General features: G+C 69.0%; 14 protein-coding genes and 1 pseudogene. 13 read left to right on the top strand and 2 right to left on the bottom strand.

The window, feature by feature from the left end; translation table 11 throughout:
- The first annotated feature begins 63 nt into the window (after positions 1-63).
- The 6 genes and pseudogenes from ACWDGI_RS37275 (at position 64) to ACWDGI_RS37250 (ending at position 6,055) form a co-directional block, all read left to right on the top strand.
- Positions 64-1,392 (top strand): HEPN/Toprim-associated domain-containing protein, encoded by a 1,329-nt coding sequence (locus tag ACWDGI_RS37275; RefSeq protein WP_450766874.1) that lies wholly within the window; start codon positions 64-66, stop codon positions 1,390-1,392.
- Between the two features lie 190 nt (positions 1,393-1,582).
- Entirely contained in the window at positions 1,583-2,404 is an 822-nt protein-coding gene (locus ACWDGI_RS37270; RefSeq protein ID WP_450766872.1) for a hypothetical protein, read from the top strand.
- A gap of 131 nt (positions 2,405-2,535) precedes the next feature.
- A pseudogene (locus ACWDGI_RS37265) lies at positions 2,536-3,051 on the top strand (magnesium chelatase subunit ChlI family protein); the annotation flags it as partial.
- Entirely contained in the window at positions 3,048-4,196 is a 1,149-nt protein-coding gene (gene dprA, locus ACWDGI_RS37260; RefSeq protein ID WP_450766870.1) for a DNA-processing protein DprA, read from the top strand. The pseudogene ACWDGI_RS37265 and the gene dprA, both read left to right, overlap by 4 nt.
- Before the next feature lie 321 nt (positions 4,197-4,517).
- Positions 4,518-5,360 (top strand): RNA polymerase sigma factor WhiG, encoded by an 843-nt coding sequence (gene whiG, locus ACWDGI_RS37255; protein ID WP_089098491.1) that lies wholly within the window; start codon positions 4,518-4,520, stop codon positions 5,358-5,360.
- Between the two features lie 137 nt (positions 5,361-5,497).
- On the top strand, positions 5,498-6,055 hold the full coding sequence (locus tag ACWDGI_RS37250; RefSeq protein ID WP_450766938.1) for a TetR/AcrR family transcriptional regulator: 558 nt from the start codon (positions 5,498-5,500) through the stop codon (positions 6,053-6,055).
- Positions 6,056-6,217: 162 nt separating this feature from the next.
- Here the strand turns inward: ACWDGI_RS37250 and ACWDGI_RS37245 are convergent, their stop codons facing one another.
- A complete protein-coding gene (locus ACWDGI_RS37245) occupies positions 6,218-6,820 on the bottom strand; it encodes a murein hydrolase activator EnvC family protein (protein WP_450766868.1) in 603 nt (200 codons plus the stop codon).
- Between the two features lie 281 nt (positions 6,821-7,101).
- On the opposite strand from ACWDGI_RS37245, the gene rpsB reads away from it, so the two are divergent.
- From rpsB to frr, 4 genes are all read left to right on the top strand, one after another.
- Positions 7,102-8,019 (top strand): 30S ribosomal protein S2, encoded by a 918-nt coding sequence (gene rpsB, locus ACWDGI_RS37240; protein WP_450766866.1) that lies wholly within the window; start codon positions 7,102-7,104, stop codon positions 8,017-8,019.
- 133 nt (positions 8,020-8,152) lie between these two features.
- Entirely contained in the window at positions 8,153-8,989 is an 837-nt protein-coding gene (gene tsf / locus ACWDGI_RS37235) for a translation elongation factor Ts (protein ID WP_450766864.1), read from the top strand.
- A gap of 208 nt (positions 8,990-9,197) precedes the next feature.
- A complete protein-coding gene (pyrH, locus tag ACWDGI_RS37230; protein ID WP_450766862.1) occupies positions 9,198-9,956 on the top strand; it encodes a UMP kinase in 759 nt (252 codons plus the stop codon).
- Positions 9,957-10,101: 145 nt separating this feature from the next.
- Entirely contained in the window at positions 10,102-10,659 is a 558-nt protein-coding gene (gene frr, locus ACWDGI_RS37225; RefSeq protein WP_450766860.1) for a ribosome recycling factor, read from the top strand.
- A gap of 50 nt (positions 10,660-10,709) precedes the next feature.
- Here frr and ACWDGI_RS37220 read toward each other — a convergent pair whose 3' ends face one another.
- Entirely contained in the window at positions 10,710-10,985 is a 276-nt protein-coding gene (locus tag ACWDGI_RS37220; RefSeq protein WP_450766858.1) for a hypothetical protein, read from the bottom strand.
- Positions 10,986-11,006: 21 nt separating this feature from the next.
- Here ACWDGI_RS37220 and ACWDGI_RS37215 point away from each other — a divergent pair, with 21 nt between their 5' ends.
- The 3 genes from ACWDGI_RS37215 (at position 11,007) to rlmN (ending at position 14,722) form a co-directional block, all read left to right on the top strand.
- Positions 11,007-12,056, top strand: coding sequence for a phosphatidate cytidylyltransferase (locus ACWDGI_RS37215; protein WP_450766856.1), 1,050 nt, complete (start codon positions 11,007-11,009; stop codon positions 12,054-12,056).
- Positions 12,057-12,210: 154 nt separating this feature from the next.
- Positions 12,211-13,452 carry a cytochrome P450 gene (locus ACWDGI_RS37210; RefSeq protein ID WP_450766854.1) on the top strand — a complete coding sequence of 414 codons (1,242 nt, stop codon included), beginning with the start codon at positions 12,211-12,213 and terminating at the stop codon, positions 13,450-13,452.
- A gap of 163 nt (positions 13,453-13,615) precedes the next feature.
- Complete coding sequence (rlmN, locus tag ACWDGI_RS37205; protein ID WP_450766852.1) at positions 13,616-14,722, top strand: 23S rRNA (adenine(2503)-C(2))-methyltransferase RlmN; 1,107 nt, start codon at positions 13,616-13,618, stop codon at positions 14,720-14,722.
- Positions 14,723-14,753: the final 31 nt, after the last annotated feature.

The following is a 14,753-nucleotide window of genomic DNA, read 5'->3' as shown; positions in this document are numbered from 1 at the left end:
TCAAAGCGTGGAGCCAGGATGCCCACGAGCCGCGGGAGCAGCATTACGTGATCGGAGAAGTACGTGGGTAGTAGATGGCACCTGTTCCTGGAGGACCTCCAGATATTCGAAGGGAAGTGGGATGCGCCTGCCAGACTCATGACCGTCTTTCAAGAGGAAGACAAATACATGCACTGGGGCTGGGCGACGATGGTCGACAGAGGGAACGCTGGTCTGCCCGAACCTTTTGACTTCGATGACCCTGAGACCTTTCGTGACTACCCCGACCTCGACCCCGAGGACTACCAATTCGAATCCGTTGACGCAGATGAGCGTTTTGGTTACAAGACAACTGTTGCAACGGCCACCGCGCGACTCGATCTGATGGGATTTACCGCAGAGCGATGCCGCCGGGAGATGACGGAGTGCTTCAGAGACCTAACGGCATGGGACGGGCCGGACGATGTTCATGAGCATGTTGTTCCCGGTTCGGACCCTGCACGAAAGGTCACCGACGACGACATTGCGGAGATCGGCCTCCAGGCATACCTCAAGCGCGGCCCTGCATACATGGAGACGAAGCTAACCGAGTTGGAGAAGCTCTGCCTAGACAAGCTTGAGTTCTTCTTCGAGGGGGACCTTGACCACCGCTTGCTCATCGCAGGCCTCCTGCATGAGCAGAACCCTCAGGCGACCCTCCGCCTCGATCTCAGCGACCTACTGTCAGGCGGCGCCTTCAAGAGTACTGATCAGATCTCGACGCAGGCACTTCAGGACCTACGGGAGGAGACGGCCAGCACCGGCCCCATCATCGTGCTCACAGAGGGCAAGTTTGATTCCCGTGTCCTTCCCCGGGCGCTGAAACTGGTCAGACCGGATATCGCTGGGTACTTCAAATTTATGGACTTTGACACCGCAAGGGCGCAAGGGGGAACCGATAAAGTCGTTGCAAATCTCAAGAGCTTCGCCGCAGCCGGGGTGATGAACCGGGTGATCGGACTCCTCGACAACGACACCGCTGGACGGGAGGCGATCAAGCAGATCGCGGGCATCACGCTCCCGAATCACTATAGTGCATGTCTACTTCCCGATCTCGAATACGCGAAGTCCTATCCCACTCTCGGGCCGTCAGGAGAGGTCAACGACAACATCAACGGCCGGGCATGCTCCCTTGAGTTCTACTTCGGCCTGAATAGTTTGCAAGGTCCGAAAGGTGTCCCTGTTCCAGTTCAGTGGAAGGCATATAAAGAGTCGGTCCAGGATTACCAAGGGGAACTCACCAACAAGCAATACGTCCAAACCAGGATCGACGCTCTCCTGACTGCGGCCGAGACAGGCGATCCGCTCGACGAGTCTTGGGAACCGATACGACTGATCGCTCAGACCCTGATTGACAAGGCTCAGGCACGCTGAGCGGGACTGAGTAACGATCAGCCACTGCCGCCACCCCCGGCTGTCTCCGCAGTAGGGGGGCGGCGGCAGGTCCACGTCAGGCAGTCAATGGTCAACCAGAAACAGAGTTCACAACATGTCTAACAAGCCCGAGCGCTGATCTCGGAAACCACAGGACGGAACGGTGGTTGGCCACCGAAGATGTCTCACTGTGATGCAGACCCTCTCGAGCCCCACTCTGGCTGTCCTGATCAAGATCGCTGTCACGCGAACGGCGAAGGAGATCCACACCAGCTTGCTCGCCGCCAATCTGGACCGGTTCATCACAGAGACATCCTCCAAAGAGAGGCTCGTCCAGACGGTCTTGATGGACGCCCGGCGGGCGGCGCAGAAGGGCGACAAGGACGCCCACCGCGGCCTGCTCGCGTTCGCCAAGGAGCAGACGAGCGGCTTCCGACACCCCGACGAGTTGGGTCCAGAGACTCTGCTGTTCCAGCTCAAGGACGCCCTTCTTGCGGACGGCTACGACCTCCAGTGGGACGACCCGACCATCCGGACGGACACCGGCCCTGACAGCTGGATCGAGATCGACAGGGGGCCCGTCGTCTATCACATCCGCCCGACTGAAGCGCCGGGCGTCGAGATGGCGAAGGAGATCAGCGGCCTGGAGGCGCAACTCGGCGCCGCCGGCTTTCATATCGCCCTCAATCACTACAAGCAGGCTGTCGACAACCTCAACCATCACAACTACGAGGCAAGCAACGGCGCCCTCCGACCGATGCTCGAAGACGTGACCTTTCGAGTCGCGCAGAAGTACGGCTACACGGGCACCTCGGGTGGCAACGCCATCAACTTCATGGTCGACCAGAAGAAGGTCGTCCCGGAGAAGTGGGGCCGACTCATGCAGGGGGCCTGGGACATCTCGCACCCCGATGGGCCCCACCCTGGCCGATCCAACGCGGACGAGGCGCGCTTCAGAATGCTGATCATCACCAGCATCGTCCGAAGGCTGCTTCAGCACGCTGGATTCTGACCCAACCCTCGATCGTCGAAGCAGCCCTCGGTCAGATGCGCGGCCGGGGGCTGAGACGTGATAAATGGCCCGGACTTGCTGCAGGTTCGCCTGCTGGCGGTCAGTGGTCAGTTCTAAACAGCGTCTACAACCTGGCCGCCAACCCCTGTCCCTGCGGCCGGCACGGCACCCCCGGTGACGCCTGCGAGTGCCGGCCCTCCTCGATCAGGCGGTACCGGGCCCGGCTCTCCGGCCCCCTGCTGGACCGCGTGGACCTCAGGGTGACCGTCGAGCCGGTCGCCCGGGAGGAACTGCTGCGGCTCCACACCGGCGCCGAACCCTCCGCGGCCGTGGCCGACCGGGTGCGCACGGCCCGGGAGCGAGCCGCCCGCCGCTACCAGGGGCTGCCCTGGCACACCAACAGCGAGGTGCCCGGCCATGAGCTGCGCACCCGCTGGCACGTACAGCCCGGCGCGCTCGCCAAGGCCGAACTTGATCTCGACCAGGGCCTGCTCACCGCCCGTGGCCTGGACCGGGTGCTCCGCGTTGCCTGGACCCTTGCCGACCTCGCGGGCCACGACCGGCCGTCGGGGAACGACGTCAACCTGGCACTGGAGCTGCGCACCGGCGTCCGGCGCGGTGCGGTCCTGGAACGGACCGGGTCATGAGCGACGGCGGGCCGCTCGACCGGATCCTTCTCACCCGGGTCATCGAGCCCGGCGACGAGACCGGCGGGCGATGGCTGCGGGAGTACGGGGTCCAGGAGGTGGCCCGGCGGCTGCGCGCGAGCGGGGCGACGGCACTGCCCGGGGTGAGCGAGACGCGCTGGGAGGGCCTCCGCGCCAGGGCCGGGCACGCCGACCCGGCGCGGGACCTCGGCATGGCGCGGCAGGCCGGCGTGCGTTTCGTCGCCCCCGGCGACACCGAGTGGCCCACCCAGCTCGACGACCTCGGGGACGCCCGTCCCCTCGGGCTGTGGGTGCGGGGGCGGCCCAGTCTGCGGATGTGGGCGCTCCGGGCCGTCGCGGTCGTCGGGGCGCGGGCCTGCACCGAGTACGGGGCGCACATGGCGGCCACCCTCGCCGCGGGGCTCGCCGAGCGCGGCTGGGTGGTGGTGTCCGGCGGCGCCTACGGCGTGGACGGCGCCGCCCACCGCGGTGCGCTCGGCGCCGGTGGCGCCACCGTCGCGGTGCTGGCCTGCGGGGTCGACCGGCCCTACCCGCGCGGGCACACCGAGTTGATCGGCAGGATCGCGGAACAGGGCCTGGTGGTGGGGGAGTTGCCGCCCGGTGAGCATCCGACACAGAGCAGGTTCGTGCTCCGCAACCGGGTGATCGCGGCGCTGACCAGGGGGACCGTCGTCGTGGAGGCCGCCCACCGCAGCGGGTCGCTGGTCACCGCGCGGGCGGCACAGCGGCTCGGCCGGTTCACCATGGGCGTGCCCGGCCCCGCCACCAGCGGCCTCTCGGCGGGGGTGCACGAACTGCTGAGAGGGGAGGCCGCCCTCGTCACCGACGCCGCGGAAGTCGTCGAACTCGTGGGCGACATGGGTGAGCTGGCACCGGCCAGACGCGGTCCCGTCCTCCCGCGTGACCTGCTGGAACCCGGCGCCCGGCGGGTCCTGGCCGCGCTGCCGGGGAACCGGCCGGCGTCACCCGAAGAGGTGGCACGGGGCGCTCAGACGTCCGAGGACGAGGCCGTCGCGAGGCTGTACGAACTCCGAGCACTTGGTTACGTCGAACGACACGGCGACGGCTGGAAGTTGACACGCCAGGCGATGATCTCGGTCCGAGAGGGTCGGAGTCGGCGCTGACCGAGCGTGTTCGGCCGTCCGGGGGAACCCCCGACGCCCTTGGGAATTCCCGGAGTTGACACCTCCGTCCGATCACGCAGAGCGACACGTCGGGCGCGGCCGGACGTGCCGTGCAGGGGGTCCGCGCAGGGGTGGAGCCTCAAGGTTCGCGCACCGCGACTCCTCAGTCACGCTACGCTCACGAAAGCCCTGGCGCAGACCGCGCCAACCGGCACCAGACCGACACCCCGCCCAACCAGCACCCTTCACCCCTGCTCACCCCCTTCACGGCACATCACAGCACTTCCTGGCACTTCACGGCAGAACGGCACAAGGCGACGAATGCCCCAGCACACCTCCGGGTCCGACCGGGCGGCGATCCCCCCAGCCGCCCGCGACGGTGGCAGCGTGCGGCCGCCGGCTCCCTCGACGCTCGACGAGCTGTGGCGGTCGTACAAGGCGACGGGGGACGACCGGCTGCGGGAACAGCTGATCCTGCACTACTCACCGCTGGTGAAGTACGTGGCGGGGCGGGTGAGCGTCGGTCTGCCGCCCAATGTGGAGCAGGCCGACTTCGTCTCCTCCGGGGTGTTCGGGCTCATCGACGCGATCGAGAAGTTCGACGTCGACCGGGAGATCAAGTTCGAGACGTACGCGATCACCCGGATCCGGGGCGCGATGATCGACGAGCTGCGGGCGCTGGACTGGATCCCCCGGTCCGTACGGCAGAAGGCGCGCAACGTCGAGCGGGCGTACGCCACGCTGGAGGCCCGGCTGCGCAGGACGCCCTCGGAGGGCGAGGTGGCCGCCGAGCTGGGCATCGAGGTCGACGAACTCCATGCCGTCTTCAGCCAGTTGTCGCTGGCCAACGTGGTGGCGCTGGAGGAGCTGCTGCACGTCGGGGGTGAGGGTGGCGACGGGCTGAGCGTCATGGACACGCTGGAGGACACCGCCGCGGACAACCCCGTGGAGGTGGCCGAGGACCGGGAGCTGCGGCGGTTCCTGGCGCGCGCCATCAACACGCTGCCGGAACGGGAGAAGACCGTGGTGACCCTCTACTACTACGAGGGGCTCACGCTCGCCGAGATCGGCAACGTACTCGGGGTCACCGAGAGCCGGGTCAGCCAGATCCACACGAAGTCCGTGCTGCAGCTGCGCGCGAAGCTGGCGAGTTTCGGTCGCTGAGCGGCGACTCTCAGCCGCTGAGCTGGAGCTTCCAGGGCGTCTCGGCCGGGAGTGACCGGTGTCCCGGTGGTGCTGTCTCCCGTCCGGCGCGGCGCGTCCGTAGAGTGGTTGACGTGCCAAGGATTCGAGCGGCCTCCGTGGCCGAGCACCGGTCGATGCAGCGAGCCGCCCTGCTGGACGCGGCGCGGTCCCTCCTGTCGGAGGGCGGGACGGAGGCGCTGACGTTCCCGGCGCTCGCCGAGCGGACGGGACTCGCACGCTCGTCCGTGTACGAGTACTTCCGTTCCCGGGCCGCGGTGGTCGAGGAGCTGTGCGCGGTCGACTTCCCGGTGTGGGCGGCGGAGGTCGAGGCGGCGATGGAGCGGGCGGCTTCCGGCGAGGGCAAGGTCGAGGCCTATGTGCGGCAGCAGCTGGCTCTGGTCGGGGACCGGCGGCACCGGGCGGTGGTCGCGATCTCGGCGAGCGAGCTGGACGCCGGGGCGCGGGAGAAGATCCGGGCCGCGCACGGCGGGCTGGTCGCGATGATCGTGGAGGCGCTGGGGGAGCTGGGGCATGAGCAGCCCCGGCTGGCGGCGATGCTGGTGCAGGGCGTCGTGGACGCGGCGGTACGGCGCATCGAGCTGGGCGCGGCAGAGGATCCGACGGTCATCACGGACGCGGCCGTCGCCATGGCCCTGCGGGGTGTGCGGGGCTGAGACGGGGGCCTTCCGGGTGGTCGGCGCGAGTGGAGTCCCTCCTCAGGGGCGCGGGGAACCGTGTGACCAGCCCCGACGCCCTTTCCGGGGCGCGGGAGACCGCGTGACCAGCCCCCACCCACCCACCCACCCGCACGCACACAACCGTCCTCCGCCCCGGGATCACCCCTCCGGGAGCGGCACCCCCAGTACCGGCAGCAGTCTTGACGGACCGCCGTTCAGCAACCACGGCGGCAACAGTAGCAAGGGGTTCACGTACACGTCCCCCCGGAGCAGACCCCAGTGCACGCACGCACCTGCACCACAGTGCGCACCCGCCGGCTCCACCGTCCCCACCACCTGCCCCGCCGCCACCTCCTCCCCCTTCTCGACCTGCGCCGTCACCGGTTCGTACGTGGTGCGCAGGTCCGTCCCGGCGAGTCGCACCGACACCACGCCCCGCCCGGCCACCCGCCCCGCGAAAGAGACCCGGCCCGCCGCCACCGCCCGGACCTCCGCGCCGGGCGCGGCGCCCAGATCGACCCCGCGGTGCCCGGGGCCGTACACCGTCGCCGGCGGCTCCCAGCCCCGCAGGACCGGCGGTCGTACCCCCACCGGCCAGGCGCGGCCGATCGCCGGAACCGTCCCCGGAAGGGCCGGGGAGTCGTCCGCCCGGGCCAGAGCCCGGGCCCGGCCCCAGGCCCCGGTCGCCGTCAGGGTCCCGGTCACCGCCAGGAGCAGCGGCAGCACCGCCGCCGCGCCCACCCACCGCATCGTTCGTCGCATCGCCCACATGACCGGACCATCCCGTAAACCGCCGATCATGGCCGGTACCTGTGGATTACTCACCCGTTGTGGACAGCGGCGTCACCCGGTGCCTCGCGGGTCCCGTACACTTCCTTTGGCGATCCGGGTCACCGGGTCGACTTCGCACGCCCCGACATCAGGTCAGCACAACGATCTGAGTCAGCGCTTCTCGGTCCTTCGTGGCACAGCGCAAACGGGCGTCAGGCGCGGGAGCCGTCCGGTACCCGCGGCACAACCGAGAAATTCAAGGAGATACGGCCATGGCCGTCGTCACGATGCGGGAGCTGCTGGAGAGCGGCGTCCACTTCGGTCACCAGACCCGTCGTTGGAACCCGAAGATGAAGCGCTTCATCTTCACGGAGCGCAACGGCATCTACATCATCGACCTGCTCCAGTCGCTGTCGTACATCGACCGCGCCTACGAGTTCGTCAAGGAGACCGTCGCCCACGGCGGCACGGTCATGTTCGTCGGCACGAAGAAGCAGGCGCAGGAGGCCATCGCGGAGCAGGCCACCCGCGTCGGCATGCCCTACGTCAACCAGCGCTGGCTGGGCGGCATGCTCACCAACTTCTCGACCGTCTACAAGCGTCTGCAGCGCCTCAAGGAGCTCGAGCAGATCGACTTCGAGGACGTCGCCGCGTCCGGTCTGACCAAGAAGGAGCTTCTCGTGCTGTCGCGCGAGAAGGCCAAGCTGGAGAAGACCCTCGGCGGTATCCGCGAGATGCAGAAGGTGCCCAGCGCCGTCTGGATCGTGGACACCAAGAAGGAGCACATCGCGGTCGGTGAGGCCCGGAAGCTCAACATCCCGGTCGTCGCGATCCTCGACACCAACTGCGACCCCGACGAGGTCGACTACAAGATCCCGGGCAACGACGACGCGATCCGCTCCGTCACCCTGCTCACCCGCGTGATCGCCGACGCCGTGGCCGAGGGCCTCATCTCCCGCTCCGGTGTCGCCACCGAGGGCAAGGGCGACAAGGCCGCCGGCGAGCCGCTGGCCGCCTGGGAGCGCGACCTGCTCGAGGGCGAGAAGAAGGCCGACGAGCCCGAGGTCCAGACCTCCGCCGAGACCGAGAAGGTCGCCGACGCCGAGCAGGCCGAGGCTCCGGCTGCCGCCGAGGCCGCTGTCGAGGCCCCCGCGGCCGAGGCGCCCGCCGCGGACGCCGAGCAGGCCTGACCCGTCAGCGTTGACGGCGGGGGCGGCGACATCCCGAACGCCCCCGCCGTTCACCCATAGATTCACGCTCTACATCTACGTGTGGATCGTGGATCGGGCAGATCTCCCGACTTCGAGAAAGACTTAACGACTCATGGCGAACTACACCGCCGCTGACGTCAAGAAGCTCCGCGAGCTCACCGGCGCCGGCATGATGGACTGCAAGAAGGCCCTGGACGAGGCCGAGGGCGATGTCGACAAGGCTGTCGAGGCGCTCCGCATCAAGGGCCAGAAGGGCGTCGCCAAGCGCGAGGGCCGCTCCGCCGAGAACGGCGCCGTGGTCTCGATCATCGCCGACGACAACTCCTCCGGCGTCCTCGTCGAGCTGAAGTGCGAGACGGACTTCGTCGCCAAGGGCGAGAAGTTCCAGGCCGCCGCGAAGGCCATCGCCGAGCACGTCACCAAGTCCTCCTACGCGGACCTGGGCGCCCTGCTCGCCTCCGAGATCGAGCCGGGCAAGACCGTCCAGGCGTTCGTGGACGAGGCCAACGCCAACCTCGGCGAGAAGATCGTCCTGGAGCGCTTCGCGCAGTACGCCGACGGTTTCGTGCTCGCGTACATGCACCGCACGATGCCCGACCTGCCCCCGCAGATCGGTGTCCTCGTCGAGCTCGACAAGCCGAACGCCGAGATCGCCAAGGGCGTCGCCCAGCACATCGCCGCCTTCGCGCCGAAGTACCTCTCCAAGGAGGACGTGCCGGCCGACGTCGTCGAGTCCGAGCGTCGTATCGCCGAGGAGACCACCCGCGCCGAGGGCAAGCCCGAGGCCGCCCTGCCGAAGATCGTCGAGGGTCGCCTCAACGGCTTCTTCAAGGACGCCACGCTGCTCGGCCAGCCGTACGCGCTCGACAACAAGAAGTCGGTCCAGAAGGTTCTGGACGAGGCCGGTGTCACCCTGAAGCGCTTCACGCGCATCAAGGTCGGCATCTGAGTCCGTACCGCGATCGACGCGCGACCCGTGGGGAAATCCCGATAGGGTCGGTCGACAGCAGTCGTCCGGGTACCCGGCCAGACCCAGGGTCGTGACGGACGGCAGCAGATCTGACGAGGAGGCCATTGCCGCGCATGGGCAGCGAAAAGCGACCCCACCGGCAATGGCCTTCTTCGTATGTGCACCACGTGAAAGAGGCGGGATCTCCATGACCACCAAGGCTCAGAAGAGCGACGACGGCAAAGTACGCGGCCGGTTTCTGCTGAAGCTGTCCGGAGAGGCGTTCGCCGGTGGCGGCGGCCTGGGCGTGGACCCGGACGTGGTGCACAAGATCGCCCGTGAGATCGCGGCCGTCGTCCGCGACGGCGCCGAGGTCGCCGTCGTCATCGGCGGCGGCAACTTCTTCCGCGGCGCCGAGCTCCAGCAGCGCGGCATGGACCGGGCCCGCTCGGACTACATGGGCATGCTCGGCACGGTGATGAACTGCCTGGCCCTCCAGGACTTCCTGGAGAAGGAGGGCATCGACAGCCGGGTGCAGACCGCGATCACCATGGGCCAGGTCGCCGAGCCGTACATCCCGCTGCGCGCCGTGCGCCACCTGGAGAAGGGCCGCGTGGTCATCTTCGGCGCCGGTATGGGCATGCCGTACTTCTCCACCGACACCACCGCCGCCCAGCGCGCCCTGGAGATCGACGCCGAGGCACTGCTCATGGGCAAGAACGGCGTGGACGGGGTCTACGACTCCGACCCGAAGAAGAACCCGGACGCCGTCAAGTTCGACTCCCTCGGCTACGGCGAGGTCATCACCCGCGAGCTCAAGGTCGCCGACGCCACGGCGATCACGCTCTGCCGCGACAACAGGCTGCCGATCCTGGTGTTCGAGCTGCTCGTGGAGGGCAATATCGCGCGGGCCGTCAAGGGTGAGAAGATCGGCACGCTGGTGGGTGACCAGGGCGGCCGGGCCTGACCGGCACCGCCTGACGCACCCTGACCGGGGGATGGACAATGTCCTGCCGGTCGGGAACCGTGCAGGAAAGAAGACGCGACGCAGCCGGCCGCCGCCCGCACAGGAACCGCAGCCGGGCCTTACTCAAGACACGCAGGAGCAAGTGGTGATCGAAGAGACCCTCCTCGAGGCCGAGGAGAAGATGGAGAAGGCCGTCGTGGTCGCCAAGGAGGACTTCGCCGCGATCCGCACCGGCCGTGCGCACCCGGCGATGTTCAACAAGATCGTGGCCGACTACTACGGCGCGCCGACGCCGATCAACCAGCTGGCCTCGTTCTCCGTGCCGGAACCGCGCATGGCGGTCGTGACCCCGTTCGACAAGAGCGCGCTGCGCAACATCGAGCAGGCGATCCGCGACTCGGACCTGGGCGTCAACCCGAGCAACGACGGCAACATCATCCGGGTGGTGTTCCCGGAGCTCACCGAGGAGCGCCGCCGCGACTACATCAAGGTCGCCAAGAGCAAGGCGGAGGACTCCAAGGTCTCCATCCGTTCCGTGCGCCGCAAGGCCAAGGACGCCATCGACAAGCTGATCAAGGACGGCGAGGTCGGCGAGGACGAGGGCCGTCGCGCCGAGAAGGAGCTCGACGACACCACCGCGAAGTACGTCGCGCAGGTGGACGAGCTCCTCAAGCACAAGGAAGCGGAGCTTCTCGAAGTCTGATGAACGACTCATCCTGGGGAGCGCCGCCGCACGCCGGTCCGCAGGCCGGATCACCGGCCGGGTACTGGGGGCCGACCGATCAGGGCACCGGCCAGGGGTACGACCAGGGTCCTGCCGAGGGCCGGGGGTACGACGACCAGGGTCCCGTCCAAGGCCAGGGGTACGACCAGGGTCCTGTCCAGGGCCATGGTCACGCCAACGGTTCCGGCCACGGCCAGGGGTACCAGCAGGCTCCCGGCCAGGGGTACGACCAGGGCTACGCCCATGGCTATGGCCGGGGGCATGTCCAGGGAGCCGCCCCGGCGGGTCCCGCGTACGATGCGCATGACGCGCAGCAGACTCGCCCCATGCCGATCGTGCCCGACGACGTACCCGCGTACGGCGGAGACCAGGACGACGACCGGGGGGCCTCTCGGCTGAGCGGCCCCCTGTTCCGAGACGAGACGTTCCAGGACGGTATGTCTCGCGACGGGACGTACCGCAACGACACCCCGTCGGCGCAGCCCCTGCCGCATGCGGCGGCGCCGCAGAATCCGGAGCCCATGCCCGACGCCCCGCAGCCGGCGCCCGCGCCGCAGAAGAAGAGCGCGGGTCGGGACCTGGGTGCGGCGATAGGGGTCGGCGTCGGACTGGGTGTCGTGATCGTGGCATCCCTGTTCGTCGTCAAGGCCGTCTTCGTCGGCGTGGTGGCGGTCGCGGTCGTGGTGGGCCTGTGGGAGCTGACCAGCCGGCTCCAGGAGCGCAAGAACATCAAGGCGCCCCTGGTCCCGCTGGCACTGGGCGGCGCGGCGATGGTGGTCGCCGGCTACGCCCGCGGTGCCGAGGGTGCCTGGGTCGCCCTGGCGCTCACCGGGCTCGCGGTTCTGGTCTGGCGGATGACGGAACCGCCGGAGGGCTATCTCAGGGACGTCACGGCGGGTCTCTTCGCGGCGTTCTACGTGCCGTTCCTGGCGACCTTCGTCTCGATGATGCTCACCGCCGACGACGGCCCCCGCCGGGTGATCACCTTCCTCCTCCTCACGGTGGTCAGCGACACCGGGGCCTACGCGGTCGGCTGGCGGTTCGGCACCCACAAGCTCGCCCCGCGCATCAGTCCCGGCAAGACCCGCGAGGGCCTGGTCGGCGCGGTCCTGTTCGCCATGGCGGCGGGCGCGCTGTGCATGCAGTTCCTGATCGACGACGGCACCTGGTGGCAGGGCCTGCTGCTGGGCCTCGCGGTCGCGGCCAGCGCCACCCTCGGCGACCTCGGCGAGTCCATGATCAAGCGGGACCTGGGCATCAAGGACATGGGCACCCTGCTCCCGGGCCACGGCGGCATCATGGACCGACTGGACTCCCTGCTGCCCACGGCTCCGGTGGTGTGGTTGCTGATGGTGCTGTTCGTCGGCAGCGGGTGACGTACACCTGTCGTAGTCGAGCCCCCGCCCTTCGCAGGGCGGGGGCTCGACGGCTTGTCGGCCCCGGATGACGCAGCAGAAATCGCATGGTCAGTCCGGTGGGAGGCAGACTCCCTGTGAGGACGCTGTGTCTCCGACGCGCAGGAGTGTGCCCATGCCCCTCGACCCGGCCCCGGCCTCCGCCCCGCCCCAGACCCCGCCTCCTCCGGTGCGGGTCTGGCCCGTCGACGATCTGCCCGCCCTCGACCCCGACCCGTTCCTCGACGAGATGCTGCGGGACGAGCCGGTCACCCGGATCAAACTCGCGCACGGCGAGGGACACGCCTGGCTGATCACCCGGTACGAGGACTGCCGCTTCGTCACCTCCGACCCCCGTTTCTCCCGGGAACAGGTCGTCGGCCGCGACGTCACCAGCATGCGCCCGGAGCCCGTTGCCTCGCAGACGGCGGGCCTGCAGTACATCGACCCGCCCCGGCACAACCGGCTGCGCCGGGTCGTCGCCCGCGCGTTCACCGGGCGGGCCATGCAGCGGCTGCGGCCGGTGGCCGAGCGCCGGGCCGCCGAACTGCTCGACGCGATGGCGGCCGCCGGGCCGCCGGCCGACCTCATGGAGCATCTCCACGGTCCCTTCCCGATCGCCGTGATCCGTGACTTCCTCGGCGTCGACGAGAAGGACTGGCACCGCTGGGCGGCGACCGGTGAGGCCCTGCTGTCCGCCGGGCCCGACTCCGAGGAGCGCGCCAAGGAGGCCGCCCGGACCACCCGGGCCCGGATCGCCGAGCTGCTCCAGCACCGCCGCGAGGAGCCCCGCGAGGACCTCGCGGGAGTGCTGGCACTGGCCACCGAGTCCGGTGAGATCACCGACGACGAGGCGATTTCCCTGGCCACCGCCATCCAGGTCAGCGGCGGCCACGCGGTCCGCAACAACAGCGGCTCGATGATGTACGCGCTGCTCACCCACCCCCGCCACCTGGAGCGGCTGCGCCGCGAGCCGGAGCTGCTCCCGAAGGCCGTGGACGAACTCTTCCGCTACGTCCCGCACCGCAACGGCGTCGGCATCCCGCGGGTCGCCATCGAGGACGTCGAGGTCGGCGGCCAGCTGATCCGCGCCGGTGAGGTCATCTACAACGCGTACGTCGCCGCCAACCGCGACCCCGCGGTCTTCGCGGACCCCGACGAGCTGGACTTCGACCGCACCGACGGCCCCCACCTGGCCTTCGGCCACGGTCCGCACCACTGCATGGCCGCCATCATGGCCCGTCTGGAGGCCGAGATCATGATCGGCTCGGTCCTCACCCGCTTCCCCGGCATCCGCCTGGCCGTGCCCGCCGAGGAGGTCGAGTTCCAGCGCCAGGGCCTGATCCGCGGACCACGCACCCTGCCCGTGACGTGGTGACGAGAACAACGGCGACGCACCGCACCGAACCTGACGCGAGGACGCGGCCCGCCGGCCGGTCCGTCCGTGGGTGTCCACGGGTGATCGGTGACGACCTGCGACGACAGGTGCCGGAAGCGACAGCCGCAGGTCACCCAAGTGGATCTGCGACACTGGTACCACCATGCCCAAGCCCGGAGAACTTACTTTTGTCGCGCCGCGCGGAGCCAAGAAGCCGCCGCGGCATCTTGCCGATCTCACGCCTGCCGAGCGCAAGGACGCGGTGGCCGAGATCGGTGAGAAGCCGTTCCGTGCCAAGCAGCTCTCGCAGCACTACTTCGCGCGGTACGCGCACGACCCCGAGCAGTGGACGGACATCCCGTCCGGCTCCCGGGACCGGCTGCGGGACGCGCTGTTTCCCGAGCTGATGACCGTGGTCCGGCATCTGTCGACGGACGAGGGCACGACCCGCAAGACGCTGTGGCGGCTCTTCGACGGCACGCTCGTCGAGTCCGTGCTGATGCGCTACCCGGACCGGGTGACCATGTGCATCAGCTCACAGGCGGGGTGCGGGATGAACTGCCCGTTCTGCGCGACCGGGCAGGCGGGCCTGGACCGGAACCTCTCCACCGCGGAGATCGTCCACCAGATCGTGGACGGGATGCGGGCGCTCAGGGACGGCGAGGTGCCCGGCGGTCCCGCGCGGCTCTCCAACATCGTCTTCATGGGCATGGGCGAGCCCCTCGCCAACTACAAGAGGGTCGTCACCGCCATCCGCGCGCTGACCGACCCGGCCCCGGACGGGCTGGGCCTGTCGCAGCGCGGGATCACCGTGTCGACGGTCGGGCTCGTGCCGGCCATCCACCGGCTCGCCGACGAAGGCCTCAAGTGCCGGCTCGCGATCTCCCTGCACGCCCCCGACGACGAGCTGCGCGACACCCTCGTCCCCGTGAACACGCGGTGGAAGGTGCGCGAGGTCCTCGACGCCGGGTTCGAGTACGTGGAGAAGAGCGGGCGACGGTTGTCGATCGAGTACGCCCTCATCCGCGACATCAACGACCAGGCGTGGCGGGGCGACCGGCTGGGCCGCCTGCTCAAGGGCAAGCCCGTGCATGTCAACCTCATCCCGCTGAACCCGACGCCGGGCTCGAAGTGGACCGCCTCGCGGCCCGAGGACGAGAAGGCGTTCGTCGAGGCGATCGCCGCGCACGGTGTGCCCGTCACCGTCCGGGACACCCGCGGGCAGGAGATCGACGGAGCGTGCGGTCAGCTCGCGGCCACCGAGCGGTAATCTGAGGCCGTCCAGCCATATCGTCGTACGG

Source organism: Streptomyces sp. NPDC001220 (genome assembly GCF_053597895.1).
The sequence above is the reverse complement of the archived record's forward strand: the minus strand, read 5'-3'. Positions and strand labels throughout refer to the sequence as shown.

Coding starts and splice junctions, on each gene's coding strand:
- dprA (WP_450766870.1), top strand. CDS start 3,048: ATGAGCGACGGCGGGCCGCTCGACCGGATCCTTCTCACCCGGGTCATC.
- ACWDGI_RS37220 (WP_450766858.1), bottom strand. CDS start 10,985: ATGCGCATCGTACGCGGGACCCGCCGGGGCGGCTCCCTGGACATGCCC.
- ACWDGI_RS37245 (WP_450766868.1), bottom strand. CDS start 6,820: ATGCGACGAACGATGCGGTGGGTGGGCGCGGCGGCGGTGCTGCCGCTG.
- rpsB (WP_450766866.1), top strand. CDS start 7,102: ATGGCCGTCGTCACGATGCGGGAGCTGCTGGAGAGCGGCGTCCACTTC.
- ACWDGI_RS37215 (WP_450766856.1), top strand. CDS start 11,007: ATGCCGATCGTGCCCGACGACGTACCCGCGTACGGCGGAGACCAGGAC.
- rlmN (WP_450766852.1), top strand. CDS start 13,616: ATGCCCAAGCCCGGAGAACTTACTTTTGTCGCGCCGCGCGGAGCCAAG.
- ACWDGI_RS37210 (WP_450766854.1), top strand. CDS start 12,211: ATGCCCCTCGACCCGGCCCCGGCCTCCGCCCCGCCCCAGACCCCGCCT.
- whiG (WP_089098491.1), top strand. CDS start 4,518: ATGCCCCAGCACACCTCCGGGTCCGACCGGGCGGCGATCCCCCCAGCC.
- pyrH (WP_450766862.1), top strand. CDS start 9,198: ATGACCACCAAGGCTCAGAAGAGCGACGACGGCAAAGTACGCGGCCGG.
- tsf (WP_450766864.1), top strand. CDS start 8,153: ATGGCGAACTACACCGCCGCTGACGTCAAGAAGCTCCGCGAGCTCACC.